This window comes from Streptomyces sp. NPDC008092 (genome assembly GCF_042957285.1).
Taxonomy (GTDB): Bacteria; Actinomycetota; Actinomycetes; order Streptomycetales; family Streptomycetaceae; genus Streptomyces.
Genome location: NZ_JBIBHY010000010.1, coordinates 446,432 through 470,397 on the forward strand (window position 1 = coordinate 446,432; position 23,966 = coordinate 470,397).

Here is a 23,966-nt window from a genome sequence, read left to right on the forward strand (position 1 = left end):
ACCCGTGAAAACCGTGACGAGTCCGCGCGCCCGCGCTGCTGCTGTTTCTTCCTCTTCCGCTACTGCTGCTTCTCGAGTGCGACCGGCACGACACTGCGCAGCCGGGCGCACTTGGGACACCGCACGAGCCGGCCGGGGCCGAGCCGCTCGGCCTGCTGCATCGGGAACGAAGCGGTGCTGAACACGTGCCCTTCGGCACAGCGGACGACGGTGCGTTCCATCAAGTCCCTTAAGTCCCTTCCCCAGGAGCCGCGTCGGGCTTACTGCCGTGACGACGGAAAGCCACATTACGGGATCAAAGGGACGGCTCTCCAGGCGGCACTCCGGCCTACCGGGCCCCTCTCCCACACCCCCACCGTACGCCCCAACTCCGGTCGCCCGCACCCGGATCCCATCCCCCTGCCAACCCCCGAAACGCACACGAACCCCACGGCCCGAGCACCGGGGGTCCGCCATGAGGTACAGTGAGCGAGCGTTCGGACACCGACTCCGTCGGCGTCTTACGCGGGTGTAGTTTAATGGTAGAACATCAGCTTCCCAAGCTGAGAGCGCGAGTTCGATTCTCGTCACCCGCTCCAGAGAAAAGCCCCAGGTCATTGACCTGGGGCTTGCTTGTTGTCTAGTCCAATTCGAGGGTTCCGTGCCCTCCGCGTGCCCTAAGTCGCCCCCAGGTGGGCGCCGCAGAGACCCCAAGTCGCCACTCCGGCAACACTGACGTCAAGTCATCTCGAATGGCGAGACGCATTTTCTGTGACCCGCGTCACCACATTGCGAGGTGCGTGTGAAGTCGCCTTAGCAAAGGGGAAGTTCGCGGCGAAGGGGTGGCCGGACTGTGGATGGGGGGCGTTGGGCTTCGCTCGCCGGAAGTGCTCACTCGAACAGGGTGCCGTGCTGCGGGCTTCGGCCGGGTGGCTGTCCTAGAGTCGCAGCGATCTTCCCGAAGGGCTTCGCCATCGGGATTCCGTGGGCCTGGTGGTGGAGTGGGGAACTGGTCAGGATGCGGTCGCTGAACTCGGGAGACGCGAGGCCGGTGGTCCTGCGGATCGGATGGAGGGTCCGGCTCCGGGCGGCCGGGGCGCCGCTCGCTCATCGAGGCTTCCGGCTGCACTTCACCGCTCGGCTGTTGTCGTGGACGGGCTCGGCGGTCGCTCCCCTTGCTCTCGCGTTCGCGGCGCTCGGTGTGGGCGGTGGTCCGCGTGCCCTGGGCGTCGTACTGGCCGCCGGTGTCGTCCCGCAGCTCGCGCTGCTGCCGGTCGGGGGTGTCGTCGCAGACCGGCTCGACCGTGCCCGGGTGATGGTGTGGTCGAACCTCGCCTGCGCGCTCGCCGAGGCGCTGGCCGTCGTACTGCTGGTGTCCGGTGCGGCCCAGGTGTGGCAGCTGGCGGTGATGGCTGGGGTGTGCGGTGCGGCGGGCGCGTTCTTCGCCCCGGCGGCGGACGGGGCGGTCGCCGAGGTCGTACCGGCCGGGCAGCGGCACACCGCGAACGCGCTGCTGAAGTTCGGGCAGAACACGGGGAAGGTGGCGAGTCCGGCGTTGGGCGGTGTCCTGGTTGCGGCGGCGGGGCCGGCGTGGGCGATCGGCTGGGACGCGGTCACCTTTGTCGCGTCGGCTGTCTTGTTCGCGCGGGCCGGGACTCTGCCCCGGGCCGCGCGGTCTCGGACGCGCTTCGCTGTCGACCTGCGTCAGGGCTGGTACGAGGTGCGGTGCCGGCGCTGGCTGGGGGTGCTGGTGTGCCAGGCCGCGCTGATCGGGCCCGCGTGGCTGGCCGGCTACCAGTTCCTCGGCCCGCTGTACGGGCAGCGGTTCCTCGGCGGCGCGGGGCTGTGGGGGATCGTCGTGTCCGCGTTCACCGGCGGGCTGATCGCCGGGGCGGCTCTGGCTCTGGTGTGGCGGCCGTCCGGTGCCGGGTTCACCGTGTGCGCCGGAACCGGTGCGCTGGCGCTGCCTCTCGCCGCGATAGCCGCACGCATACCGATGCCGGTGCTGGTGGCCGCCGCCCTGCTGGCGGGAACGGGGCTGGAGATCGCTGTGATCGTGTGGGCCTCGCTGTTGCAGGAACGAATCCCGGGCTACCGGCTCGGCCGGACCCTGGCGTACTCGACGTTCGGGCAGACCCTGCCCGTGCCCGTCGCCTACCTGCTCACCGGCCCAGCGGTCGAGTCACTGGGACTGCGTACGACACTGGCGGCGGCTGCCGTACTGATCACGGTCGCCGCAGTGCTGCCGTTGGCGATCCCGCAGGTGCGCGCCTTGAAAGTGGCTCCGGCCGGTGGGGTCGAGCCGATGCCTTCCGCACGCGCCACTGTGTAGCCGACGGCCGCTGACTGGCGCAGTCGGCGGTCCTCGAAGCGAAACGGGAAGAGGTCACCCGCACGGCCTAATCCACGACCGCGGGCGTCGTCGTCAAACACGGCACAAAGAGTCCGAGTCAGGCACTGGCTCCCGGACAACCTGTGATCCCGTAGCCCTACGGCGAGGAGCGACGATGAGCACCCCGGAACTTTGCGCGACCCAGACGGCCCACGAGTCCTCCCATGGTCACTCAGCGGAGACGGCCACCCACAGCCCATCGGTTGGCGGACAGACCGGGCTCGCACTCGTGCCCACCTCGACCCCGCCGTGCGACGCGTTCGCCAGAGTCGGCCTCTCCTACGATTGCGGCGGTCACGAGTCCGAAGTCCATCACTCGGATTCCGCGCCGATCGTCCTCTCGGACCGGCCGGGGGACGGCATCGACCTCAACGGCCGGCTGGTCCGCTGGGATGCGGAACCCGGCCACCCAACGGAATTCGAGATCGTGGTGGACCTCGGAGTGGAACTGCTGGAGCTGAAGACGCCGTCCCCTGTCCGTGAGGCCCAGACCCAGCTGTCCCGCCTGACCGACAGACTTGACCTACTGGCCGACCAACTGGCCGTCCTGCAGAACGAGCAACTCCGTCAGGCCGTGATCGACCCGGCGACCGAACTGGGCAGGCTGCTTGCCGACCATGGCATCCGCGTACTGGTGGCCGACGGGCCGAACGCCCAAGCCCTGGAGGAACCGCTTCTGGTCGAACTCGAAGACGACGCTCGCGACACTCTTCTCCTGCCACCAGGTGCCCGGGTGTCCGGCATCCTCGAACACGTCCGCAAGGCCATCCACCAGCGCGAAGCCAATCGCGCGGCGGGACGACCCGCTTGGGCCGAGCCCGCGTTGCCGTCGCCATCACGTCCGTTCCGCACGTGAACGCGAAGGGCGAGGTCGAGAGCGAAATGATCGCTTACCTCGCCGCACATGATCTTGTGTCGGAGTCCTTGCTGGCACACCGAGTTCGCAACCCCATGCGTGAGCGGCCTCGATAAAGCTCATCGCGGAGGCATGGACGACGTGACTGTTGTTCAGGCGCCGGGCACAACACGCAGGTCGGCGAGCAGAGTGCGGATACGGTGCTCGATCTCGTCGCGGATGGGGCGTACGGCGGCCATGCCCTGCCCGGCTGGGTCGTCCAACTGCCAGTCCAGGTAGGTCTTGCCGGGGAAGACGGGGCAGGTGTCGCCGCATCCCATCGTGATCACCACATCCGATGCCTGGACAGCCTCCGTGGTCAGGACCTTGGGGGTCTCGGCGGAGATGTCGATGCCGACCTCGCTCATCGCCTCTACGACGGCGGGGTTGACCGTGTCCGCAGGGGCGGAGCCGGCCGAGCGGACTTCCACCGCGTCCCCGGCGAGGTGGGTGAGGAAGGCGGCGGCCATCTGGGAGCGGCCCGCGTTGTGGACGCAGACGAAGAGGACGGAGGGGCGGTCGGCGGCGGGAGTGCCGGTCATGGTGATGTCTTCCTGGGTGGTGGGTCAGTGGAATGTGGGGGCGGTGAGTTCGGGCTCGCCGTGAACCGTCGGTGTGTCGGGTCGTGTGGGGGCCGGGCGGCCGAAGACCGCCGCCACGAGCACCAGGCCGAGTACCGCGCCACCGGCCTGTGCGGCCGTGAACGGGGCGACCGACGCGGGTGCGATGCCGGCGAAGGTGTCCGTGAAGGCCCTACCGATCGTCACCGCCGGGTTCGCGAACGACGTCGACGACGTGAACCAGTACGCGGCACCGATGTACGACGCCACCGCCACCGGGGCGAAGCGGTCACGGCCGGCTCGGGCCAAGCCGAAGACCACGAGGACGAGGCCGGCAGTGGCCACGGTCTCACCCACCAGCAGGTGACCGGCCGAGCGGTCGTGCGTCGACCAGCGCACCAGCGGCTTGCCGAACATGGCATCGGCCAGGACCGCACCCGCGATCGCCCCCGCGATCTGGGCGGGGACGTACGCGGCGACGTCCCGCCCGCCGAGCCCTTTGTCGCCTGTGCGCCGGTCGTGGAACCAGGCCGCGAGCGTGACGACGGGGTTGAAGTGGGCGCCCGAGACGGGACCGAGCAACGTGATGAGGACGCCGAGCCCGAAGACGGTGGCCAGGGAGTTGGCGAGCAGCTGGACGCCGACGTCCCGGGAAAGTTCGGTGGCCTGGATGCCCGAGCCGACCACGACCGCGACCAGGGCGGCGGTGCCGACGGCCTCGGCCAGGGCGCGGCGTCCCAGGTAGGCGCCCGTCATGCCGGTGTCTTCGCGATCGTCGGGGTCGTGAGGAAGGCGGAAAGCCGGTCGAGGGCCTTCGGGAGGACCCAGTAGTAGACCCAGGTGCCACGGCGCTCGCAGTCGATGAGTCCGGCCTGCCGGAGCAGCTTGAGGTGGTGGGAGATGGTCGGCTGGGACAGGTCGAAGGCAGGGGTCAGCTCGCAGACGCACACCTCGCCGCCCTCCCCGCGTGACGCGATCATCGACAGCAGGCGGAGCCGGACCGGATCCCCGAGGGCCTTGAAGACCTTCGCCAGGTCGGCCGCCTGGTCCTCGTCCAGCGGCGAGGAGGTCAGCCCCGGGCAGCAGGCCGTGTCCTGGCCCAGCACCTCAAGCTCTTGATTCGACATGCCTCTATGTTGACGTTCTTCGATCCAAGGCGCAAGGTTGCATCAATGAACGTCAATGCAGGCCGTTCCGGGGCGTCGCGATGCCCCGTCTCACCCAGGGGTGACGTCATGAGCGAGCAGTCCACCGAACTGCGCGAAACAGTCCGGCATCGGTATGCCGCGGCAGCCGTGCAGGTGACCGAGGGTGCCGCCGCCTGTTGCGGGCCGCAGCCGGTCGAGGTCGACGAGAACTTCGGCGCCACCCTGTACGCCGACGACGAGCGCGCAGTCCTGCCCGCCGAGGCGGTCGCCGCCTCCCTCGGCTGCGGCAACCCCACCGCGGTGGCCGAACTCCGCGAGGGCGAACGGGTCCTGGACCTCGGTTCCGGCGGCGGCATCGATGTCCTGCTCTCCGCCCGCCGGGTCGGCCCGACCGGCAAGGCGTACGGGCTGGACATGACCGAGGAGATGCTCGCCCTGGCGCTCGCCAACGCGAGGAAGGCGGGCGCGGCCAACGTCGAGTTCCTCAAGGGCACCATCGAGGCGATCCCGCTCCCCGCGAACACGATCGACGTGGTCATCTCCAACTGCGTGATCAACCTGTCCGTCGACAAGCTCGCGGTCTTCGCCGAGACCTTCCGCGTCCTGAGGTCCGGCGGTCGTATCGGCGTCTCCGACGTCGTCGCCGACGACACCCTCACCCCCGCACAGCGCGCAGAGCGCGGCGACTACGTCGGCTGCATCGCCGGCGCCCTGTCCTTTGCCGAGTACCGCGAGGGCCTGGCGGCCGCCGGGTTCACGGACATCGAGATCACCCCCACGCACCCGGTCGCCGACGGCATGCATTCCGCCATCGTCCGCGCGGCCAAGCCCTCCGGCGCCGTCGAGGAGAGCCGTTCAGCTACGACAGCTGGTTCGTGCTGCGGTGTCTCCGCGTGCTGCAGCTCGGACGAGCAGGCCGACGACCCCTCGACCACGGTGGCCGAAGCCAAGACCGCTGCTGGATGCGGCTGCCAGGGCTGAACAGGCACTGCCAGACGACACCGCAGCCGCAGCCTCATGCCTTGCGTACGCCTCGCTGAGGCGCCGCTTCCCGGAGCTGTGCGCGCACCTCGGCGTCGATCCCCTTCGCCAGCTTCCGCTGGTGCTTCGCCGTCGAGTGCTGGTAGATCAGCTGGGCGCGCTCCGAGGACTGACCGGCGCGGACCATGAGGTCCTTCAGCTTGGCGCCGGTGTCGGCTGCCAGGGTGTTGCCGGTGTGGCGGAGGTCGTAGAAGCGGAAGTTGGAGGGCATGCCGACCTTCGTCCGGGCCTTGCGCCACTTGCGGCCGAAGGTCGAGCGGCGGAAGGGTGCGCCCTTCTCGCCGACGAAGAGGAGGCCGTCCGGACCCTTCTCCGCGAACCACTGGAGGTGTCGGCGCAGCTCCGGGAGCAGGAACTCCGGGAGGTGGACCGTACGCTTGCCCGCCCTGGTCTTGGGGTCGCCCGTGACGCGTCTGCCGTTGGTCAGCTCGGGGGAGGCGAGCGTGATCCGCAGGGAGCATTCGTCGAGATCGACACTGCGGCGGCGCAGCTCGGCCAGTTCCTCCGGGCGGAGTGAGGCGAAGGCGCCGAGCAGGACCATCAGGCGCCAGCGGGGCCCCATGGCATCGGCGAGGTCGAAGACCTGCTCGATGGTGGCGGTGGGGCGTTCGTCGGCCTCCTCCTTGCCGGCGCCCTTGATGCGGCACGGGTTGCTGCGCAGGATGTCATCGTCGACCGCCGTCTGCAGGATCGCCTTGAGGAGGCGGTACGACTTGGCGACCGTGGTGGCGCCCGTGGCCTTGAGGCGCTCGGCTCGCCAGGTGCGTACCGAGGGCGGCGTGATGTCGTCCAGGTCCTTGCCGCCGAAGGTCGGCAGGATGTGGAGGCGGAGCAGGCCGTCGTAGCGGTCGACGGTGGTGGGGGCCAGGCCGCGCTCCTCCATCCAACGGAGCGCGTACTTCTCGAAGTTCACCGCGCCGGCGTCGGGGTCGCGCCAGACGCTGCGCTCGATGTCGGCGCGAACGAGGTTGAGCCACTCCTGGGCGTCCGTCTTGGTGTCGAACGTCTCCGGCGCGGTGTACCGCTGCCCGTCGGGGCCGATGTAGCGGGCCTGCCACCGGCCGGACGGAAGCTTGCGCGTCGTGCCGAACTCGCGCCGCCGCTGCGGCTTGCGACCTGCCATCAAGCCGCCTTCCCGTAGCGGACACGGACGCGGCGGACCGGCTCTACGGTGCGTGCCTCGATGTACTCGGCGATCGCGCTCTCGGGGATGCGGACCGGGCGGCCGAGTTTGACGTAGCGGATACGGCGTTCGGCGATGAGGCGGCGGACGAAGCGCTCGCCCGTGCCGAGGAGTTCGCCGGCCTCGGCGACGGTCAGGAGGCGGTCAGCCATGGGTGGTCACCTCCGGGGTGGTGCGCTGAGCGTGGTTGAAGGCAGGAGGCATTACGGGTTCGTGCAAGGGCGAGGGTCCTTTGCGGGCGATGCGGTTCGACGGCTCGGAGCAGGTAGCGGTCCGGTTCGGGGCGGGCGGGCCTAGGCGGCGTGGCTCCCCTGGAGGAGGGCGAGTGGTGAGACGCGGAGGGCCTGGGCGAGGGCGACGAGGTCGTCGATGTCGCAGCGCCGGTGGGCGCGTTCGATGCGGGACAGCATCGTGTTGGACATCGGGCGGCCGAGGGCGGTGACGCGGGCGGCGAGCTCGCCTTGGGCGAGGCCGCGTTCGGTGCGGAGGATTTCGATGGTGCGGGCGGTCCGTATTCCGGCCGGACCGATTTCCAGGGATCGTGCTGCCATAGCTCCCATTGGTAACTCTCATTCGCCGGTTTGGGTAACCGGCGATCGTCGGCTATGTTGCGCCCCGCCGTGCGACGGGAGTCGCCGTCGGGATGGGTTCCGGGTACTCCGGCGGGTGGTGGCTGAGACCGTCAGACAGGCTTTCTGACGTGGGGTGTTGTGTTGTAGCTCGGGCTCCGACGGAGGTCAACAGCTTCCCGGTGTGATCCTTCTGGCTCGGCCTCGCGGGCAACCTATTTCGGCAACGGCCAATCTGGGATTACCCTTTTGGAAATGTCCCGGAGGACGTGTTCGCCGTCAGCTGTCTGATTTCTCGGCGGAATGCTGGACTTCTGCGGCGTTGATGTGGCTGTCTTGGCTAGGCGAAGCAACCAGCCCCCTGCCTGCGCAGGCCCTCAGCCCCTCGGGGCGAGGCTGCATCGCCTCTCTCCCTCCGCGCACCGCCCGACCAGGGCCCGCGCCCCCTGCCCGACCTCCCTAGGAGCCGCCGCCCCATGAGCTACGACGCCCGCGAGTGGGTGTGGGACCACAGCCGCAGCAAGGGCACCGCCCGCATGGTGCTCGCGCTGATCGCCGACCGCTGCCTCGACGGGCGCTGCGTCGTCTACGCCTCCGTGCCCACCCTCATGAAGCGAGCCAACGCCTCCCGTACCGCCGTGCGTGACGCCCTGGCCAAACTCGTCGCCATCGGCGAGCTGGTGCCGCTCGCCGACCGCAAAGGACCACGCGGGGAGACGTACTACCACCTCCCGGTCGCCGCCGAGTTCCTCGCTGAACAAGGCGAGGTGGGGGACCGGAATCCGGCTCTCGCGGGGGGTCGGATTCCAACCCTCGGGGGGTCGCAATCCGACCCTGTCGAGTGCTTCGAGGGGGGACCGGAATCCGAACCCGGGGAACCGAATCCGGCCTCCCGGGGGTGCGGATTCCGACCCGCTGGGGGTGCGGATTCCGACCCCCAGAACAGAAGAGAACCGAAGGTGAACGGTAAGTACAGCAGCAGCTCTGCCCCGCTCATCTCCGCCACCGAGTGGCAGATCGACGAGGCCGCCCGTACCTGGCTGCGGCTCCACGGCCACCTCGACCGACTCGACGAGCACGGGCTACACGCCGCCGACGAGAAGTGGCGCACCTACCGGGCCACATGGGCACCCCGCACCGCCGGCGCATGGGCCGCCGACTGGCGCGCCTGGATCGCCCGGGAACGCACTCCCGCTCCCGACCGCCCCAACCTCTACGCCCTGCCCGGCGGCACGCCCTCCCCACCAACGCCCGGCATGACCCGCTCCGAGGCACACATGGCCGCCCTGCTCGCTGCCCTCGACGACCGAACCGGAACGGAGTGACCCGCCCTTGGACCGACGCGAAGTCGCCGCTGTCCTCGCCTACACCGGCCGCCTCGACCCCCGCACCATCGTCACGGGCACAGGCGAGGCCCGTGACCAGATCGCCCAGTGGCAGGAGCTGCTGGACGACGTCCCCTTCGCCACCGATCACGGCTGGGACGTCCGCGAGGCGATACGGACCCACATCCTCGACTCGCCGTACCCGATCCTCCCCGTGGACATCGCCCGTAGATGGCGGGCTCACCGACGCGACCGACTCGATCGGCACACCGACCCCACACCGGCTGCCGACCCGGACGATCCGGTCGCCTGGCGAGCTGAGCTGCTCCGTGCCCGGCATGCCGTTGCGGCGGGAGTGGCCGCCCCCTCTACGCACCGGCAGATCAACCGGGGCGGCCCATCCCGCCATGTCGAGGAACGCCTGCGCGAGGTCGGGTCGTGCATCCCGCCGGCCGTCCGCGCCGAGCTGGCCCACTACCGTCCTACCCGCGCTGCCCGCGATGCCGCCGTCGTCCAGGGCATGCCCGACGCCCTCGGCGTCCGGTGCGAGTGGTGCCACGCACCCGCAGGCGCCCCGTGCCGCCAACGGCGGGCGGGCCCGGACGGCGCTGCCAGGGGAAACGCCGTACGCGCGACCCCACACCCGTCACGCATCGACCTGGCTGCGGTCAGGGCGGACGGAAGGCCGATTGCGTGACGCGTCGGCCTTGCTCATCGCCGTAGCCGCGTAGTGCCACGACCGCCGGTCCCCGACCAGTCGTATGCGACGGACGAGGATGTCCCGGCGAGCACCACGGGGACCGTGTCCCAGCGACTGAGCGTGCGACGGGCGGGGACCGAGCGTCGGTCCCCGCGCTCGTCTCTTTGCGGGGACCGTGGCGATTCCTAACTGGTGACCGACGGGGACCGGTCCCAGCGAAAGAGCAGGTCAGATGGCCTTTCCCTGCGGTCCCCGGAGCGTCCCGACAACGGGGACCGTCTCGTCGGGGACCGGGACCGGGACCGTGCAGCGGAGCGGGACGGTCCCCGTGACGACGTGTCAGGGGGACCGTCCCCGGTGAACGTCGACTCCCGCTCCCCGACGCGTTCGGGGACCGGGAACCGCAGCGCGCAGGGGACCGGTCCCGCTGCTCACTGTGCAGCCACAGCTCACGACTCGGCCGCTCCACCTCAACAGCCCGTCCCAGATCGCATCCCACAACAACCGAAACGCTCAGCGGCTGCGCCCGACCGACTCCCATCAGCCTGCATCCCAGTAGTCCAGCTCCCACCACCAACACATCTCGGAGGACCGCTCGTGCACGACCAACACCAGGAACACCCCGCTACCCGCCAGGAAGCGATCACGACACCGACCTCAGCCGGAGCAAGTTGTCCGGTAAGGAGTCCTTACCGGGCCTCCGCCCCAGGGGAGACGGAGGCAGCCAGCGCCGAGGGGGCGCCGGGGGCGTTCGGCCCGGGGGTGCCGAACGAGACAGGGGGCTTCAAACCGCCGTCGAACAAGCGTCAGCGCCCCGCACCGCGTCGCCGCCTGCGTGACAAGAAGCTGCGCGAGCGCCGCGTACACCCCCGTTACAACGACGACGAGTTCGCCCTCGTCCAGAACGCCGCTGCCTTGAGCCGCATGTCACCCGGCGGCTACGTCGCCGAGTGCGCGCTCGCTGCTGTCCGCGCCGAGGACCCCACCGCCGCCGTCGCCGACTACCGCGCCTTGGTAAAGGCCCTGATGGCCGCCAACGGACAGCTCGGCAAGATCGGAAGCAACCTCAATCAGCTCACCCGCCACCTGAACCAGGACGGGTCCTGGCCCCACCCCGACACCGTCCAACGACTCCTTGAGCGCGTCGAGGCGTCCATCGCCGACCTGGACACTGCCGTCGCCCAGATCACAGAGGCGCGCTGAGCCCTGATCCCGAAGATCATCCTCGGCAAGGGGCCACACGCCGTATGCCGGACGATCGGCTACCTCTTCGGCAAGGGCCGGGCCAACGAGCACATCGACCCGCACCTGGTGGCTTCCTGGAACGACTTCGCCCCTGACCCCGGCCGCAGCCCCCACCGCGACCCGAAGAAAGTGGAGAACCAGCTCGCCGCACAGCTCGACCAGCCCGTGCAGATGCTTGGCGACAAGGCCCCGAGGCACACCGTGTGGCACTGCCCCGTCCGCGCCGCCCCCGAGGACCCGATCCTCACCGACTCCCAGTGGGCGGACATCGCCCGTCGGATCGTGGGCGCCGTCGGCATCGCCCCCGAAGGGGACGAGGAAGCCTGCCGCTGGGTGGCCGTCCGCCACGCCGACGACCACATCCACATCGCCGCCACCCTTGTGCGCCAGGATGGCCGGCGTCCCCGCCGCGATCACGACCAGCGTGCCGTTCAGCGCGAATGCCGCCGGATCGAAGTCGACTATGGGCTACGGCAATTGAAGCCAGGCGACGGAACCGCCGCCAAGCGGCCCACCAGCAAGGAGCACTTCAAGGCCAAGCGCCTGGGGCAGGACACCGCGTCCCGTGACGTCCTGCGCCAGCGAGTCCGCCGTGCCGTCGCTGCCGCGGCCGACGAGGCCGAGTTCTTCGCCCTGCTGGAGGCGACGGGTGTGGCCGTGCGTCTCAAGCTCGGCCCGTCCGGCGACGCCCTCGGCTGCAACTTCGCCCTGCCCGGCGACACCAACGACAAGGGCGAGCCGGTGTTCTACTCGGGCTCCACGCTCGCCCCCGACCTCTCCCTCCCCAGGATCCGGAAGCGTCTCGCCACCACCAGCCCCGAACCGGTCCGTATCCGGCCGGGCAACCCGTGGCTCCAGGCCACTGCTGCCGTCGAGCGTATTCCCCGCCACCTCACGAACGGGGACGATCGCACGGCACAAGGACAGCTCGTCGCGCTCGGTGCCGCCCTGGATCTACTGCCCGCCACCGCACCGGCCGTGCTCAAGGTCGAACTGGAACAGGCCGCAGCCGCCTTCGAGCGTGCCACCCGCTCCCGGATCGCCGCCGACCTCGACAGCGCCCGCGTCCTGCGTCGCAGTGTCCAGGTGATCTGGCGCGACCGGCCCCAGGACAGGGACGGCGCAGGGTTCGCGATGCTCCTGGATGTCACGCTCACCGCCGTGGCGTTCGCGATGCACTGGCACCGAACCCGTCGGCACGCCCAGCAGGAGGCAGCGGCGGAGCAGGCCCTTCTTCATCTCCGGGGCGCGTATGCGCTGGTCGCCGAGCCGGTCCTGACGGGCCTCGCACGGCGCTCGCCCGGGCTGCAGACCAAGCGTCGCTTCGCACACCACCTCCGGGAGGCCATACCGGAACACGCCGAGCGCATCCTCGACGACCCCGCCTGGGACGCACTCGCCACCGTGCTCGCCGAGGCGGAGGCTGCGGGGCACAACGCAGCCACGGTCATCGACCAGGCGCTCGGCGAGCGCGCCCTCGACGACGCACACAGCCCTGCACGCGCACTGACGTGGCGCATCCGCCGACTCGGCGAGCGCCACGCGCCCGGTCCACGAGCCGAAGCAGCCAAGGCGCGCACCGGCACGCAACGCCTCGCTCGCCCCACCCCTCCCGTCCAACCTTCGCCGCAGCCGGCACGGCGGCGCTGATCAAGCGGGAGCGGACAGCTTCGGAGCGAGCAGATCCAGTGCCTCCACCCAGCGGAAGCGGTCCGCCCCGCCCCCGGCCTTCGGACGGTGCGGCTCGTACGAACCGATCAGCACGCCCATCTCACGCAGTCCGTCCAGGCTGCGGCCGTACGCGGGGTGGGCGGCCTGAGCCGAGTTCACGTACGGCAGGACGGCTGCGGGGATACCCATGCCGTACGCCTCACACAGGATGCCCAGGGCGAGGGTGTCGGAGATGCCGTTGGCCCATTTGTTGATCGTATTGAAGGTGGCCGGCGCGACAGCGATGGCGTCCGCCGGCGGGAGGGGGCGGGCCTCGCCGGGTGTGCGCCAGGCCGAACGGATCGGATAGCCGCTCTGGGCCTGGATCGCCTCGGTGTCGAGGAGGCCGAGTCCCTGGGGGGTGGCGACGACGCCGACGTCCCAGTGCCGTTCCTGTGCTGCGTTGATCAGTTTGCCGACGTCTCCGGCGATGCCGCAGCCGCAGACGACGACGTAAAGGAAGGGCTTCTTCTGCGGGGCGGTCGGTTCGGTCACCTATGGGCTCCAGGACGCTGAGTGTCTCGATGCACTGCCAGTTGGTTCGCGAGTTCCCGAGGCCCGATCTTGCTGAGGGCCCAGAGGCTGCTGATTCGCCGGGATCGGTGCCAGAGCGCGTCGTTCGTATCCACAGGGGCGTGGAAGAACAGCACGGGGATGCCTGCGTCGTCGAAAGGACGCGCGTCGAGGTAACGCAGACCGCCGGTGCCGCACAGGTAGCCGGTGCTGCCGGTGGCCGCGGCCAGGTCGGCAAGGCGGTCGGACCGGCCTGGGCGGGCCGGGATCTGGCTGCTGTCGATCACTTCGCCTGACCAGCCGAGTGCGGTGAGCAGGGCCGTCGTCGACATCTTCGCGAGGTCGGCTACGTGGTCGGAGACATCGAATGCGTCCGAGACCGCGCCGAGTACCTCGGACACCGCATCCCAGTGGGTGCTGCGACCGTAAAACTGGCGCATGAGCAGTTCGACTCTCCGTCGAGCCCGACGCTGATCGACCAACCGTGCCTGTCGTATCAGCGTTGGGCGTCCATGAGGAAGGTGAACAGGGAGGGTGAGCCACTGTTGCCGCGCAGGGTCGTTCAGGGCGGCCAGCCGGGCTCGATGTTGGTAGTCGCGCCGGGCGAACTGCACGTCGTCCAGGACGATCCAGCGATCGGCGGCGAAGAGCTTCGCCAACGTGGACAGCCGTGGGAACAGGTTCGGCTGATGGATCGCGCAGACCCCTCCCGGCGGCGGGCCGGCGCAGGGTGGCTCAGTCGCTGATGAGGCGGCTGTCGAACCCGGCGCCCAGGAGGCGCTCGTAGGCGTCATGAACATCCCCTGGTACTTCCTGCTCGACGGCGAAGCCGAGCTTCGGGTACTCGATCACCCGTTGCAGGTCACCGACGAGCATGTCGACGACGAGCTTCTCGTCGCCGATGGACTTGATGTAGTCGTCCAGTTCCAGTGGCTCGGAGGCGCACACGACCTCCACCTCGGGCCACAGCTTTCGGCAGGTCGCGTAGGAGCGGCGCTCCATGTACGGCTTGGAGATCAGCAGCAGTGAGTCGACCGTGATGCCGGCTGCGGAGAGCAGCTCACGGGAGAGGGTGATGTTCTGGCCAGTGTTCGCTGCCTTCGTCTCGACCAGGATCGCCTCGTCTGGCACGCCCAGGCTCAGCGCGTGCTCGCGGTAGTGGACGGCTTCGCCGCGCGGGAAGCGGGCTCGGGTGGTGGGGCTGTTGCCGCCGCTGAAGACGAGGACCGGGAAGAGACCGGCGCCGTAGAGGTCAGCGGCCGTGGTGGCCACTCCGAGGTCGTGGCTGCCCAGGCCGATCGCCGCCGAGCAGGGCCGCGGCTCGTGTCCCATCTGGTGGTAGTTCCAGATCAGCGTCGCGTCGTGGAACTGCTCGTCGGTGATCTGGCGCTGCTCGTGCTCCGGCACTGGCACTCCCTGGCTCATCCTTGCTGGCCCTTTCGGATGCCCTCGATGCTGCGCAGCTGGTGGCTCAGCGCGTACTGGCGGGCCACCTGTGCCGCCTGGTCGAGGACGGACAGCCCATCATTCCGGGTCGCTGCATCCGACAGAAGGATGTGCCCGTACGCGGTGTCCACCCGCACCCGCTGCATGGGGGAGTCGAGCGTGCCGGTGGTGCGTGCGATGTCGATGCAGTGCAGGGCCTGGGTCAGGTTGCCGGCACCGCGATGGGCCAGGGCCAGTTTCTGGTGGGCGACCGACCAGTCCTCCGGCTCGCCGAGTTCCTCGAACTCGCGGGTGGCGGCTGTCATGACCGTGGTGGCGTAGGCGTTGTTGCCCTCCTTGCTCAGGGCCGTCCCGATCCACAGGCGTGCCCGGGCCCGGTCACGCCTGCTGAGGCGCTCGTCTGCGGCGAGCTGCTCGTACCAGCGGGCGGACGCGTCGAGCTGGCCCGACATCTCCTGTACGACGGCGAGGGACAGCTCGATCTGGGCCAGACGACGGGGGATGTCGAGTTCGGAGAACATGGCGCGCGCGGTCAGGTAGGACTGGCGTGCAGACAGTGGACCTAGGATCGCCCCTTGGTCACGCTGCACATCACCGAGGAGCACGAGGGAACGGCCGTACAGGTAGAGGCCCTTGTCGTCGAGTTCGTGCGGGTCGTGGCCGCCCAGCCAGCGGTTCAGCAGGGTCGAGGCGAAGGGGAAGTCCTGGCGGCTGACGCAGACCACGGCGCGTTCTATGTCCTCGGTCCAGGTCTCGTAGTCCGCCGGCCGTGCGGCCTTCCGCTCAGGGAACAGCAGCGCGTCGAACCGAACATGGGCGGCGGTGTCCGCGCGGGACAGCGCGGTGTCGAGAATGGCCTGCGTATCCGGCCGTGGCTGGGTCTCAGTGCCGAGGCTTTCCCACTTGGCCACGGTGCGCAGCGCGACACCGAGGTGCTCGGCGAAGGCGCGGGTGCTCATGCGCAGGGCGGCGCGCAAGGCACTCGCCTCCCGACCAGTCCACTGCTGCACGCTGACCACGGACGACCTCCCTCTGTCACGTATGGAAGCACTCTCAGTGATGGCCTGGGGCGCGAAGTGCAACGGAAGTGCAACAGCAGGTCATTTCGAGGCCGTACGTCGCGGCCGACGCTGTGGTCATGGACGACGAACTCATCACCGAACGCCGCCCCGTCGCCTTCCCGCAGGTGTTCGGCTACCTGCGGCACATCACCGGTGGCCTGCCCCGCCACGCGGCACTCGTCGACTGCCTCACCGAATACTGCCGTCGGCACGAACTGACCCTCGGCGGCGTCTTCACCGACCGCGACGCCACGGTGGTCATCCGCTCAGCCGCCTTCGTCGGGCTGGTCGACGCCCTCCAACTGCCTGACACCTACGGCGCGGTCGTCCCTGCCCTCAGTCACCTCGGCCCCAAAGGCATCGGTGCCGAGCGAAGGCGGCAGATAACAGCAACAAGCACCCGCCTGCTCGTGGTTCGATCCTTCACATCGACGAGGGGTTCCGAAACATCCCCGGGCACAGGCGCCGGCGTCCGGCCACGGGGGACCACATGACGTCCGTTCGTGACGCACTGCGACGTGCGCCCATGGTCGAAGATGCGCCCGGACTGCGTCTGCTGAAGGTCGGCGACGGCTGGGATCTGGTGCGAACCTCCGCCGAGGTCGGCCTCCTGGTCCTCGCCCACCTGCGGGCGACCGGCGCCCCGATCGGTCCGGTGCTCTACGACAGGACCAACGGCCGCCTGTACTACGCCATCGCTACCGGCACCGCAGGACACTGGCACGAGCTGCCGGTACGGCACCTCTCTGCCAACTCATGGCTCGTCGCGCCCGGTCTGGAGATCCTCGACGGTTGGTTCGGCGGCTGGTGTGAGCTACCCGACGACGACACCCTGACCGATGCCGCCGCCCTCCGCACCGCTCTCCGGCACCCGTACGTCATCGCCGCCGCCGAAGAGGGACACTCCGGTGCCTTCCACTAGCGGCCAGCACCCGGCAGCACCCCCGGCCCTCTACCTCGACAGCGAGGGGACACCCGTGACGACCCACCCCGTCTCACCGAACACCGTCCTCGCCAATGCCCTTCTCCGCACCGAGGACGTCCTGACCCCACGCATCCTGGCCAGTCCACGTACGCGGATCGTGCTGGTCGTCGGCACCCAGATCAACGGCACCCCACACATCGGCACCTCACTGGTCCAGTCACTCACCTTCGCCATGGCAGCACGGCTGCGCGACCGCTTCGGCATCCCCGTCGAGGTCGTCTTCAGCGCCCTCGACAACGCCCCGTACGAGTTGGCCACCGACCCGGTCAGCGGCCACGCCTACCAGCGCGCCTACGCCCAGACCCTTGGTGCGGAGGCGCTCACCGATCTCGTGGCCGCCCTCTACCAACCCCTGTTCACCGCCCTGTCCCGGCGCCTGGGTATCGCGCATCGAGTGGAGACCTACAGCCAACAGCAGGCCGGCGACCACTTCCGCCGCACCTGGCTGCGGCTGCTCCCTCGCCTCGACGCCGCCCGCTGGTGGCTGGCCCCGTCCACCGGCACACCCCACATACGGGTCCCCTGCCCGCGCCCCGGCTGCGGCTGGGCCGAGAAGCACGCCGAACGAACCCGCGTCCACCTCACCGACCGCGAGGCGGCCGACATCGAGGCCGTCTGTCTCCACCACGGCCCTTACCGCACCACCATCACACCCATCACCGGTGGCTACCTCGACCTGGCCACCCTCTACCGCAACCTCGTCAAAGAACTCGCCCTCACCAGCGAAAAGGCCGACGGAACCCTGCACGTCATGGTCAAAGGCGGCGACTGGGTCTTCGGCTCCCTACTCATTGACGAGGCGCTCCAAGCCGTCGGCCTCACCCGCGCCCAGCTCCCCGCCCGTCTCTTCTGCCCGCAGGTCGTCACCGACACCGGCGCGAAACTCTCCAAATCCCTCATCCGCGAAGGCCGTGCCCCCTTGCCCGAGGGCGCCTCCGACTGGATGCTCGACACCCGGCAGTGGCCTGGCACCGTGGCCGAGTACGCCGACCAGCTCCTGGCCATGACCGAGACACTCCTGTCCGACCCCCGTCACTTCTTCCGCTCGTACACGGCCGCCGAGATCAACCGCATGATGACCGCCCAAGCCCCCCGGAGCCTTCCCGCCTCATGAGCAGCACTTCCCGCGTCCGCGAACTCAACCTCTACCGCCAGTACTTCGACCTGGTCGCCGCAGGCGCCAAGACCATCGAGGTCCGGGTCAAATACCCCCACCTGGCAGACCTCACGGCCGGTGACGTCATCCGCTTCCGCATCAAGGGCACGGACGAGACGTGCGAGGTCGAGGTCAAGCGGGTCACTGAATACCCCGACTTCGAGGCTCTCCTCGACGGTGAAGGTGCCTTCACGGTCAACCCCACGGCTACCCGCGACGAGCAGCTCGCCAACATCCGGGTCATTTACCCACCCGAGAAAGAGGCCCTCGGCGCTCTCGCAATCGAGATCGGCCTTCCTGGTTGATACACCGGACTCGGGCGATGTTGAGCCCCGCTGCTGTGAAGAACGTGCCACTTGCGGCAATCTTCACCGTCAAGAATCCCTCGTAGAACGTCGTGCCCGGCGCACAGCACGCCAGTCCTGCACCATAGAAACAAGTTCACGCCATGCCCGGACGACGTTTCCCAGGTCTAACAGGAGTTCCCGGAACTGCCGAAGCAGTACGCGCATCACAACAAGGCCGATCGCCGTCACATCCCAAGCCCACCCACCCCATCGGGATGCCTCCTCACCCTCAGACACCAGGCTCCCCGATACGTGGACTGAAGTCTTTACCCGCATGGGTAAATCGCCTGATCTTGAGCTGCTGGGGATGCCGGGCTGGGCATCAGGCTGCCCGCTGTGGAGATCGAAGTCAGCCTGCTGGGAGCAGGCTTAGGCGGACGTCTCCACACCGGTGTCTGCGAGCTACTTCGACTGCGGTCGAAGGCCGAGCTGAGCGATCCGTCTCGACCCTGGTGACTACCGTCGGCCGGCCAGCACGCGGACGTTTTCCAACAGAGCATGGAGCAGGAACGGCGGCTCTGCCCCGACTGTCCGCGTCGTCTCAAGGTAGGTGGCCGCGTTCTTTCCGTCGATGCCCTCGCCGACTCGGATGAGCTCTTGGCGGCGCTCCTCCCAGGTCGGCCAGTGCTGGTCGAGGTAGGTCTCCAGGGTGTCCTCGAAGACGGTGTACCGGCCGGTCGAGTCGTCGGTGGGCTGAGAAGCCGGCGTCGCGCCCAAGTACTGGAGAAGGTTCGCGTTCTTGGCCCGGTTCGCCCGCGCCTGCTGTTCGAACTTTGCCTCCTTCTCCTGGCGCTGATGCGGAACGAGGTGGCTCACCGACTCCCGCTTGCGCTCCTCCATTCCGGAGTCACCGTCGAACACCACATAGCACGGCACGCCCAAGGCGCGGAAGAGCGCATCGGAGATCATGATGTTGTCCTTGCCATTCACCTCGATGACGCTGATGCCCTCCGCGCCCAGGTTGATCCCGGACCGCTCGGCGCAGCCATTGATCACTCCCTCGTCCCCGCGGCCCTCGACCAGCACCACAACGTGGGCGAAGAAGCCCTCAGCCAGCGCACCTCCCAGCGTTCCCTCGGTCCTGCTGCGGATCGACTTCTTATCTACGAGTCCGTCGAGGGCCCGGCAAAGGTCCTCCTCCGTGGCCTGCCACACCTCGGTAGCGGGATGCTCCACACCGCCAGCGCGGCAAAGACGGCGGATCTGGTGGTAGCCCTTCGGGTCGATGAAGACCGGATTATGGGTCGCGTACATGACCTGCGTACGCCCTTGCGGCGACGCGGCGACCAGCTCGCGAAGCACCTTCGCGAAGGTCCGTGCCTGAGGGGGATGCTGGAACAGTTCGGGCTCCTCGATCGCCAGGCACAACGTCCGCATCCCGTCAGCCGGACGCCTTCGATCAGCCAGGTACTTCAGCGCCGCGATGATCAGAGCGCGCTGAAAGCCGTGCCCTTGCCGGTGCACCGAAGTGTGGGCCGCGCCATCTCGGATGCTCACCTGGAAGGTGGTTCTGGCCGGCCTGGGCGCCTGCACCGTGGGAGTCACTACCACCTCACGTCCGGTGGTGAACTTCGAGACCTCTTCGGAGAGGGCGGCCGACACTTCGTCCAGCACAGGTCCATAGACCTTGGCGTGCACCTCCTGCCGGGCTAGATGGGCATTTTCCTCGATCTCTCCGAGCTGCTCGTTCGCCTGCGAGCGGTCCACCGCGTGGTCGAGGATGCGGCCGAGTGCCGTGGCCTTCTGATCGTCAGCCTCCTCGTACGCCCGCAGGTCGGCGGAGACGAACACGAAGTCGATCAGTTGGGCGAGCCTGCTCTGCCCGGCGAAGCCGAAGAAGTGCGTGTCTTCAACCTCGGCTTCGGTGAGTCGGTTGCGGTTGTCCAACTCCCAGGAGAGCATCGCGTCCAGGACTTTGTCCTTGGTGCCGGCGGACGGCAGCCCCAGGCTCGGATCGCTCTCCCTCAAGTGGTCGTAGGCGCGGCGAAGTTCCATGGCCTTCTCGTTCTTGCGTACCTCCTCGAACGGTGCGTACGCGAGCGCCTTGCCCGTGATCTTGTCCTCGCCGTTCTGCCAGGTCCGCCACACGCTCACGCTCGCGGCGCCTTCGGGCGCGTACCGCCCGAGGGTCTGACGGTCGTGATCGGTGAGCCCGTCGAATTCCACCTCCACGGAGATGCGGCCGTCCTCTGCCGCCGAGTGGATGTCGTCGTCGCTCAGGGCCACCCCTTTTTCGCCGTTGAAGAACCAGTCGAGCGCTCGGAGCACGGTGGACTTGCCAACCCCTGTCGGGCCGATGAAGGAGGTTATTTCCTCGAAGGACACGTCCACCTTGTGCAGACAGCAGAAGTTCTCGATGCGCACTCGCTTGATCTTCACAGTCGTCCTGGACGTTTGGTGCGGACGGGGTATTTGTATCCCCGTGTGACGTTTGTGGACGCTAGCAGTCGACCTGACGCCTCATCAGTCGAATTCCCGAGATGAGTGATTTTCTGAAGGATGGGACCTCTGAGTCTCGGAGCCCTGGGGTAGCTCTCAGTGCCTCTAGCCTCCGACACCAGGCTGCTCGCCGCGGAGACCGAAGTCAGCATCACCTCTGATGCTTTTCGTGATCTCCCGGAACGGGCCGCCGACAGTCAGGCGGCCTGCTGCCTGAGGGGCCGCGGTCGGCGGGATTGAACAGCGAACACGCGCCTCCCTGATCGCATGTTCAGCACCGGGCGTTCCTCACCCACGCATCTCCACCGGGCGCACCCGGCTGCACGGGCTTGGCCTCGGCGCTCTGGGAGATTTCCGTCTGCCCTCGCTTCTTCCAGCCCGGCGTCACGGCGGACGGCGATCCTGTCAGCCTCACCCGGCGCCAGCGAGTGAATGAGTGGATGTCTGTCTTACGGGTGATAGATGTTGAGGAAGGTCGCCCACGTCGCACCGCCCGAGGGGGTGCCGCGTCAGTGCCGACGTCGACGTGTTCCGCCACGGATCGTCGCCGGGCCTCGCACCGTACGTACAAGGTCACGCCACGCGCGGACGATGGACCCAACATCCGACAGAAGTCCCCGGATCTGCCGAAGCAACAAGCGAGCAACACCCAGCCCCAAGGCAGCGGCGCATCCCACGGTGAACCACCGCATCACACAGCCCCCTGACCTCAGGCGCTAAGCTCCCCTAGATCGGCACCGGGGTCAGTGCCCAACTGGTCGCACTGCACGCTCCTAAGCCACGGTGTGCCTGGCATCCCTGACACCAGACTGCTCGTCGCCGAGGTTGAGGTCTGTAGGGTCGAGACGACATTTCGTGGCTGTCTGGACGTGCAACTGAAGCTCGGCGGCTATATGCGACCGCAACGGCTGCGTTGAATCTTGCTGCGTGTCATCAGGCGTAGATCATCAGGGAGGCCGTTCCGGCTCGTTGGCCAGCCCTACTGCGGCGTCGTGCCCATAGCGTGCCCATAAGAGCGGACAACCACGGTCAACAGTGGCTCCTCCGGCCCTGGCGACGCTGCCGTTGAATCGGCGTATGACCAGGTCAGAAGCAATGCGGCCGCCCAAGCGCCGTCGCTTCCCAAGCTGAGAGCGCGAGTTCGATTCTCGTCACCCGCTCCATGTTGAAACCCCAGGTCAGCGACCTGGGGTTGCTGTTTTTCGAGGGCTCCCCGACGGATTTCGCCCCGTTGAGCTTGCGAAGATCGGGCACGTGGAGGGCACGAGTGCTTGGCAGGACCCGCACAGTGACCGCTCACGTGTGCTGAAAGACGCCGCTGGCCTGCGGTTTCATCGCATCTGTCGACGGCGTAACGGTGTCTGAGCCCTCAGCCTGCCGTTCCCTCGGCGGTGACATCGGAACGCTTACGAAACCCTGACCAGGCGCGCGGGTCCCGGGATGTCTGCCGAGGAGCGTGCCACTCTCGTTCTGCTCGTCTCCGAACAGGTAGGCGGCTCCGTGGTGTTGGGAAGCGGTCGCCACGGACGGGGAGCCCCGGGCCGTCCGGGGCTCCCTGCGTACGCGCCGTTGTCGAAACCGGTGCGTACGGCTCGATGGCGGACCACGTCCCGGTGGCTCACCGCCAGACGTCGTCATGCGGATCGCCGCCTGTGCGGCGAGGGCGAGCTGGAGGGCAGGCCGCGGTGGTCCAAGTGGAGCAGGGGCCCGCCGGAGACGGCTTCGAGTGCCGAGGCCCGCGGATGGGACTGCCGTGGACCCGGGTGGGAGCGGCCCCGGGTGCGGGGCAGCCGCCCGATGCGCTGCGGCGCCGTCCGGGTACGGGCGGTGGCTTTCGGCACGGCGGTCGCCCCAACAGTCGGTACGGGCTTCAGTCGCTCCCGCGCAGGTATCCCGCTAGCGGTGCTCGGGGTTCTCGAAGTCGCGGCGGCAGCCGGCGTCCCAGGCGGTGCGCTGGTTGCCGTAGGCGGGGATGCCGTCGAGGTCCTTCAGCGCCCGGGCCAGGTGGAGCAGGTTCCAGGTCATGAAGGTGGTGTTGCGGTTGGTGAAGTCGTTCTCCGGACCGCCCGAGTCGGGATCGAGGTACGACGGTCCGGGGCCGGCCTCGCCGATCCATCCGGCGTCCGCCTGGGGAGGGATGGTGTAGCCCAGGTGCTGCAGGCTGTAGAGGACGTTCATGGCGCAGTGCTTGACGCCGTCCTCGTTGCCGGTGATCAGGCAGCCGCCGACCCTTCCGTAATAGGCGTACTGGCCGGCGTCGTTGAGCAGGCTGGAGCAGGCGTAGAGGCGTTCGATCACCCGCTTCATCACGGAACTGTTGTCACCCAGCCAGATGGGGCCCGCCAGCACCAGGATGTCGGCCGCCAGGACCTGCGTATACAGGTCCGGCCAGGCGTCCGTCTCCCAGCCGTGCTCCGTCATGTCGGGCCACACACCCGTGGCGATGTCGTGGTCCACCGCCCGTAGGACATCGACTCGTACCCCCTGCGCGTCCATGATGGCGGTGCTGCGGTCGATCAGCCCCTGTGTGTTGCTCGTGTCCGGCGACCGTTTGAGGGTGCAGTTGATCACCAGGGCACGCAGGTCGTCGTACCGGGCCGGCGGTGCGTCAGTGGCGGGCGACGAAGCGGTCACACGGTCCTCCCAGAGCCTGCCGCCGCACGGTGTCCGGCGGCGCGTCCACATCCGGATCCAGCGTGCGGGCCGATCGAGGCAGGCGCCACCACAACGCCTCCGAACGGCCCCGGCGGTGCTTGAGCTACGGCGTGGGTCGGTACCCGCCATCGGCCTCCGGACGGCGGCCGATGAGTGGCCGGGCGGGCGGAACGTGCCTAAGTAGCTCATGCGAAGCAGCGGTTGCCGGATGGGGGCGATCCCGCGTGTCCTTCGACGCGTTCAACCGGCCCGGCGCCGCAGGGACTTCGGACGGCGGCTTTACCGCATGGGTGGTGTGGGGTGGTACGCGGCACGCCCGGATCCCGCCGGATTGCCGAGGATGGGCATGTGGCGGAGCGCGGTCGCGGGCGGACGTCGGCGCCTCACGGGGCGCGATCCCGCCCACATGCCCGATCAGCGTTCCGTTCCGCCGGCTCAGCGCTTCCCGACAGGAGAGCTACACCCTTCACCTCCTGCTGGGGTGCGGCCTCACACCTGAGGCATGAGTATGGAAGTCAGGAGGGGCCTTCCCCCGTGAAGGTGGGCACGCGGTTATTGATCACGCGGCGAGCGTGAGTTTAGCGGTGTGGTGTCGGTGTTCGTATTCGTTGGGGCTG

Annotated in this window: 24 protein-coding genes and 1 tRNA gene; 12 read left to right on the plus strand and 13 right to left on the minus strand. The window is 68.7% G+C overall.

Translation table 11 applies throughout. The features are described 5' to 3' along the window. Window positions 1–59: 59 nt before the first annotated feature. Window positions 60–221: a hypothetical protein gene (locus ACFZB3_RS31850; RefSeq protein WP_177233016.1), complete on the minus strand. Its 162-nt coding sequence runs from the start codon at window positions 219–221 to the stop codon at window positions 60–62. Between the two features lie 283 nt (window positions 222–504). Between ACFZB3_RS31850 and ACFZB3_RS31855 the strand changes: the two genes are divergently transcribed. The 3 genes from ACFZB3_RS31855 (at window position 505) to ACFZB3_RS31865 (ending at window position 3,227) form a co-directional block, all read left to right on the plus strand. Beyond that, window positions 505–578 (plus strand) — tRNA-Gly (locus tag ACFZB3_RS31855). Between the two features lie 419 nt (window positions 579–997). Continuing rightward, the gene (locus tag ACFZB3_RS31860) at window positions 998–2,311 is read left to right on the plus strand and encodes an MFS transporter (protein WP_391381395.1); all 1,314 of its coding nucleotides are present in this window, start codon (window positions 998–1,000) and stop codon (window positions 2,309–2,311) included. Between the two features lie 175 nt (window positions 2,312–2,486). Beyond that, window positions 2,487–3,227: a hypothetical protein gene (locus ACFZB3_RS31865; protein WP_391381397.1), complete on the plus strand. Its 741-nt coding sequence runs from the start codon at window positions 2,487–2,489 to the stop codon at window positions 3,225–3,227. Window positions 3,228–3,379: 152 nt separating this feature from the next. On the opposite strand, the gene ACFZB3_RS31870 is transcribed toward ACFZB3_RS31865, so the two are convergent. From ACFZB3_RS31870 to ACFZB3_RS31880, 3 genes are read right to left on the minus strand one after another with little or no spacing between them, the layout of a single operon-like run. After that, complete coding sequence (locus tag ACFZB3_RS31870) at window positions 3,380–3,808, minus strand: arsenate reductase ArsC (protein ID WP_391381399.1); 429 nt, start codon at window positions 3,806–3,808, stop codon at window positions 3,380–3,382. A gap of 24 nt (window positions 3,809–3,832) precedes the next feature. Further along, a complete protein-coding gene (locus ACFZB3_RS31875; protein ID WP_391381402.1) occupies window positions 3,833–4,582 on the minus strand; it encodes an aquaporin in 750 nt (249 codons plus the stop codon). Next, on the minus strand, window positions 4,579–4,953 hold the full coding sequence (locus ACFZB3_RS31880) for a metalloregulator ArsR/SmtB family transcription factor (protein WP_391381404.1): 375 nt from the start codon (window positions 4,951–4,953) through the stop codon (window positions 4,579–4,581). The genes ACFZB3_RS31875 and ACFZB3_RS31880 overlap by 4 nt, the downstream gene beginning before the upstream one ends. A 108-nt stretch (window positions 4,954–5,061) precedes the next feature. On the opposite strand from ACFZB3_RS31880, the gene arsM reads away from it, so the two are divergent. Further along, window positions 5,062–5,955 carry an arsenite methyltransferase gene (arsM, locus tag ACFZB3_RS31885; RefSeq protein ID WP_391381406.1) on the plus strand — a complete coding sequence of 298 codons (894 nt, stop codon included), beginning with the start codon at window positions 5,062–5,064 and terminating at the stop codon, window positions 5,953–5,955. Window positions 5,956–5,989: 34 nt separating this feature from the next. Here the strand turns inward: arsM and ACFZB3_RS31890 are convergent, their stop codons facing one another. From ACFZB3_RS31890 to ACFZB3_RS31900, 3 genes are all read right to left on the minus strand, one after another. After that, entirely contained in the window at window positions 5,990–7,138 is a 1,149-nt protein-coding gene (locus ACFZB3_RS31890; RefSeq protein ID WP_391381408.1) for a tyrosine-type recombinase/integrase, read from the minus strand. Beyond that, on the minus strand, window positions 7,138–7,350 hold the full coding sequence (locus tag ACFZB3_RS31895; protein WP_391381410.1) for an excisionase family DNA-binding protein: 213 nt from the start codon (window positions 7,348–7,350) through the stop codon (window positions 7,138–7,140). Before ACFZB3_RS31895 ends, ACFZB3_RS31890 begins: the two co-directional genes overlap by 1 nt. 141 nt (window positions 7,351–7,491) lie before the next feature. Further along, window positions 7,492–7,749 (minus strand): helix-turn-helix domain-containing protein, encoded by a 258-nt coding sequence (locus ACFZB3_RS31900; RefSeq protein WP_391381412.1) that lies wholly within the window; start codon window positions 7,747–7,749, stop codon window positions 7,492–7,494. A 494-nt stretch (window positions 7,750–8,243) separates the two neighbouring features. On the opposite strand from ACFZB3_RS31900, the gene ACFZB3_RS31905 reads away from it, so the two are divergent. The 4 genes from ACFZB3_RS31905 to ACFZB3_RS31920 all read left to right on the plus strand — a co-directional run bounded on the left by ACFZB3_RS31905 (window position 8,244) and on the right by ACFZB3_RS31920 (window position 12,687). Continuing rightward, a complete protein-coding gene (locus ACFZB3_RS31905) occupies window positions 8,244–9,092 on the plus strand; it encodes a helix-turn-helix domain-containing protein (protein ID WP_391381414.1) in 849 nt (282 codons plus the stop codon). A 7-nt stretch (window positions 9,093–9,099) separates the two neighbouring features. Further along, window positions 9,100–9,789, plus strand: a complete 690-nt coding sequence (locus tag ACFZB3_RS31910) for a hypothetical protein (RefSeq protein WP_391381416.1) — start codon at window positions 9,100–9,102, stop codon at window positions 9,787–9,789. 765 nt (window positions 9,790–10,554) lie between these two features. After that, on the plus strand, window positions 10,555–10,995 hold the full coding sequence (locus tag ACFZB3_RS31915) for a plasmid mobilization protein (RefSeq protein WP_391381419.1): 441 nt from the start codon (window positions 10,555–10,557) through the stop codon (window positions 10,993–10,995). A 3-nt stretch (window positions 10,996–10,998) separates the two neighbouring features. Further along, window positions 10,999–12,687: a relaxase/mobilization nuclease domain-containing protein gene (locus ACFZB3_RS31920; protein WP_391381466.1), complete on the plus strand. Its 1,689-nt coding sequence runs from the start codon at window positions 10,999–11,001 to the stop codon at window positions 12,685–12,687. On the opposite strand, the gene ACFZB3_RS31925 is transcribed toward ACFZB3_RS31920, so the two are convergent. The 4 genes from ACFZB3_RS31925 to ACFZB3_RS31940 are packed head-to-tail and all read right to left on the minus strand — an operon-like array spanning window position 12,688 to window position 15,725. After that, on the minus strand, window positions 12,688–13,242 hold the full coding sequence (locus ACFZB3_RS31925) for a flavoprotein (RefSeq protein WP_391381421.1): 555 nt from the start codon (window positions 13,240–13,242) through the stop codon (window positions 12,688–12,690). After that, a complete protein-coding gene (locus ACFZB3_RS31930) occupies window positions 13,239–14,060 on the minus strand; it encodes a WbqC family protein (RefSeq protein WP_391381423.1) in 822 nt (273 codons plus the stop codon). The genes ACFZB3_RS31925 and ACFZB3_RS31930 overlap by 4 nt, the downstream gene beginning before the upstream one ends. After that, window positions 13,996–14,685, minus strand: a complete 690-nt coding sequence (locus ACFZB3_RS31935; protein WP_391381425.1) for an ElyC/SanA/YdcF family protein — start codon at window positions 14,683–14,685, stop codon at window positions 13,996–13,998. Before ACFZB3_RS31935 ends, ACFZB3_RS31930 begins: the two co-directional genes overlap by 65 nt. Next, on the minus strand, window positions 14,682–15,725 hold the full coding sequence (locus ACFZB3_RS31940) for a helix-turn-helix domain-containing protein (protein WP_391381427.1): 1,044 nt from the start codon (window positions 15,723–15,725) through the stop codon (window positions 14,682–14,684). Before ACFZB3_RS31940 ends, ACFZB3_RS31935 begins: the two co-directional genes overlap by 4 nt. Before the next feature lie 119 nt (window positions 15,726–15,844). Here ACFZB3_RS31940 and ACFZB3_RS31945 point away from each other — a divergent pair, with 119 nt between their 5' ends. Genes ACFZB3_RS31945 through ACFZB3_RS31960 form a run of 4 tightly spaced genes read left to right on the plus strand, consistent with a single transcriptional unit; the run spans window position 15,845 to window position 18,213 of the window. Next, window positions 15,845–16,261, plus strand: coding sequence for a hypothetical protein (locus tag ACFZB3_RS31945; protein WP_391381429.1), 417 nt, complete (start codon window positions 15,845–15,847; stop codon window positions 16,259–16,261). Window positions 16,262–16,293: 32 nt separating this feature from the next. Then, window positions 16,294–16,689, plus strand: coding sequence for a hypothetical protein (locus tag ACFZB3_RS31950; protein ID WP_391381431.1), 396 nt, complete (start codon window positions 16,294–16,296; stop codon window positions 16,687–16,689). Between the two features lie 55 nt (window positions 16,690–16,744). Then, window positions 16,745–17,866 carry a hypothetical protein gene (locus tag ACFZB3_RS31955; protein ID WP_391381468.1) on the plus strand — a complete coding sequence of 374 codons (1,122 nt, stop codon included), beginning with the start codon at window positions 16,745–16,747 and terminating at the stop codon, window positions 17,864–17,866. Continuing rightward, on the plus strand, window positions 17,863–18,213 hold the full coding sequence (locus tag ACFZB3_RS31960; protein WP_362650468.1) for an ASCH domain-containing protein: 351 nt from the start codon (window positions 17,863–17,865) through the stop codon (window positions 18,211–18,213). Before ACFZB3_RS31955 ends, ACFZB3_RS31960 begins: the two co-directional genes overlap by 4 nt. Before the next feature lie 498 nt (window positions 18,214–18,711). On the opposite strand, the gene ACFZB3_RS31965 is transcribed toward ACFZB3_RS31960, so the two are convergent. Both ACFZB3_RS31965 and ACFZB3_RS31970 read right to left on the minus strand, forming a co-directional pair. After that, complete coding sequence (locus ACFZB3_RS31965) at window positions 18,712–20,619, minus strand: AAA family ATPase (RefSeq protein WP_391381434.1); 1,908 nt, start codon at window positions 20,617–20,619, stop codon at window positions 18,712–18,714. Window positions 20,620–22,590: 1,971 nt separating this feature from the next. Beyond that, window positions 22,591–23,328: an NAD(P)H-dependent oxidoreductase gene (locus tag ACFZB3_RS31970; RefSeq protein WP_391381436.1), complete on the minus strand. Its 738-nt coding sequence runs from the start codon at window positions 23,326–23,328 to the stop codon at window positions 22,591–22,593. Window positions 23,329–23,966: the final 638 nt, after the last annotated feature.

Bases quoted from the DNA above. Each gene is read 5' to 3' on its own strand.
- ACFZB3_RS31850 (WP_177233016.1), bottom strand. From the start codon at position 221: ATGGAACGCACCGTCGTCCGCTGTGCCGAAGGGCACGTGTTCAGCACC.
- ACFZB3_RS31860 (WP_391381395.1), top strand. From the start codon at position 998: ATGCGGTCGCTGAACTCGGGAGACGCGAGGCCGGTGGTCCTGCGGATC.
- ACFZB3_RS31865 (WP_391381397.1), top strand. From the start codon at position 2,487: ATGAGCACCCCGGAACTTTGCGCGACCCAGACGGCCCACGAGTCCTCC.
- ACFZB3_RS31870 (WP_391381399.1), bottom strand. From the start codon at position 3,808: ATGACCGGCACTCCCGCCGCCGACCGCCCCTCCGTCCTCTTCGTCTGC.
- ACFZB3_RS31875 (WP_391381402.1), bottom strand. From the start codon at position 4,582: ATGACGGGCGCCTACCTGGGACGCCGCGCCCTGGCCGAGGCCGTCGGC.
- ACFZB3_RS31880 (WP_391381404.1), bottom strand. From the start codon at position 4,953: ATGTCGAATCAAGAGCTTGAGGTGCTGGGCCAGGACACGGCCTGCTGC.
- arsM (WP_391381406.1), top strand. From the start codon at position 5,062: ATGAGCGAGCAGTCCACCGAACTGCGCGAAACAGTCCGGCATCGGTAT.
- ACFZB3_RS31890 (WP_391381408.1), bottom strand. From the start codon at position 7,138: ATGGCAGGTCGCAAGCCGCAGCGGCGGCGCGAGTTCGGCACGACGCGC.
- ACFZB3_RS31895 (WP_391381410.1), bottom strand. From the start codon at position 7,350: ATGGCTGACCGCCTCCTGACCGTCGCCGAGGCCGGCGAACTCCTCGGC.
- ACFZB3_RS31900 (WP_391381412.1), bottom strand. From the start codon at position 7,749: ATGGCAGCACGATCCCTGGAAATCGGTCCGGCCGGAATACGGACCGCC.
- ACFZB3_RS31905 (WP_391381414.1), top strand. From the start codon at position 8,244: ATGAGCTACGACGCCCGCGAGTGGGTGTGGGACCACAGCCGCAGCAAG.
- ACFZB3_RS31930 (WP_391381423.1), bottom strand. From the start codon at position 14,060: ATGTTCATGACGCCTACGAGCGCCTCCTGGGCGCCGGGTTCGACAGCC.
- ACFZB3_RS31935 (WP_391381425.1), bottom strand. From the start codon at position 14,685: ATGAGCCAGGGAGTGCCAGTGCCGGAGCACGAGCAGCGCCAGATCACC.
- ACFZB3_RS31945 (WP_391381429.1), top strand. From the start codon at position 15,845: ATGGACGACGAACTCATCACCGAACGCCGCCCCGTCGCCTTCCCGCAG.
- ACFZB3_RS31950 (WP_391381431.1), top strand. From the start codon at position 16,294: ATGGTCGAAGATGCGCCCGGACTGCGTCTGCTGAAGGTCGGCGACGGC.
- ACFZB3_RS31960 (WP_362650468.1), top strand. From the start codon at position 17,863: ATGAGCAGCACTTCCCGCGTCCGCGAACTCAACCTCTACCGCCAGTAC.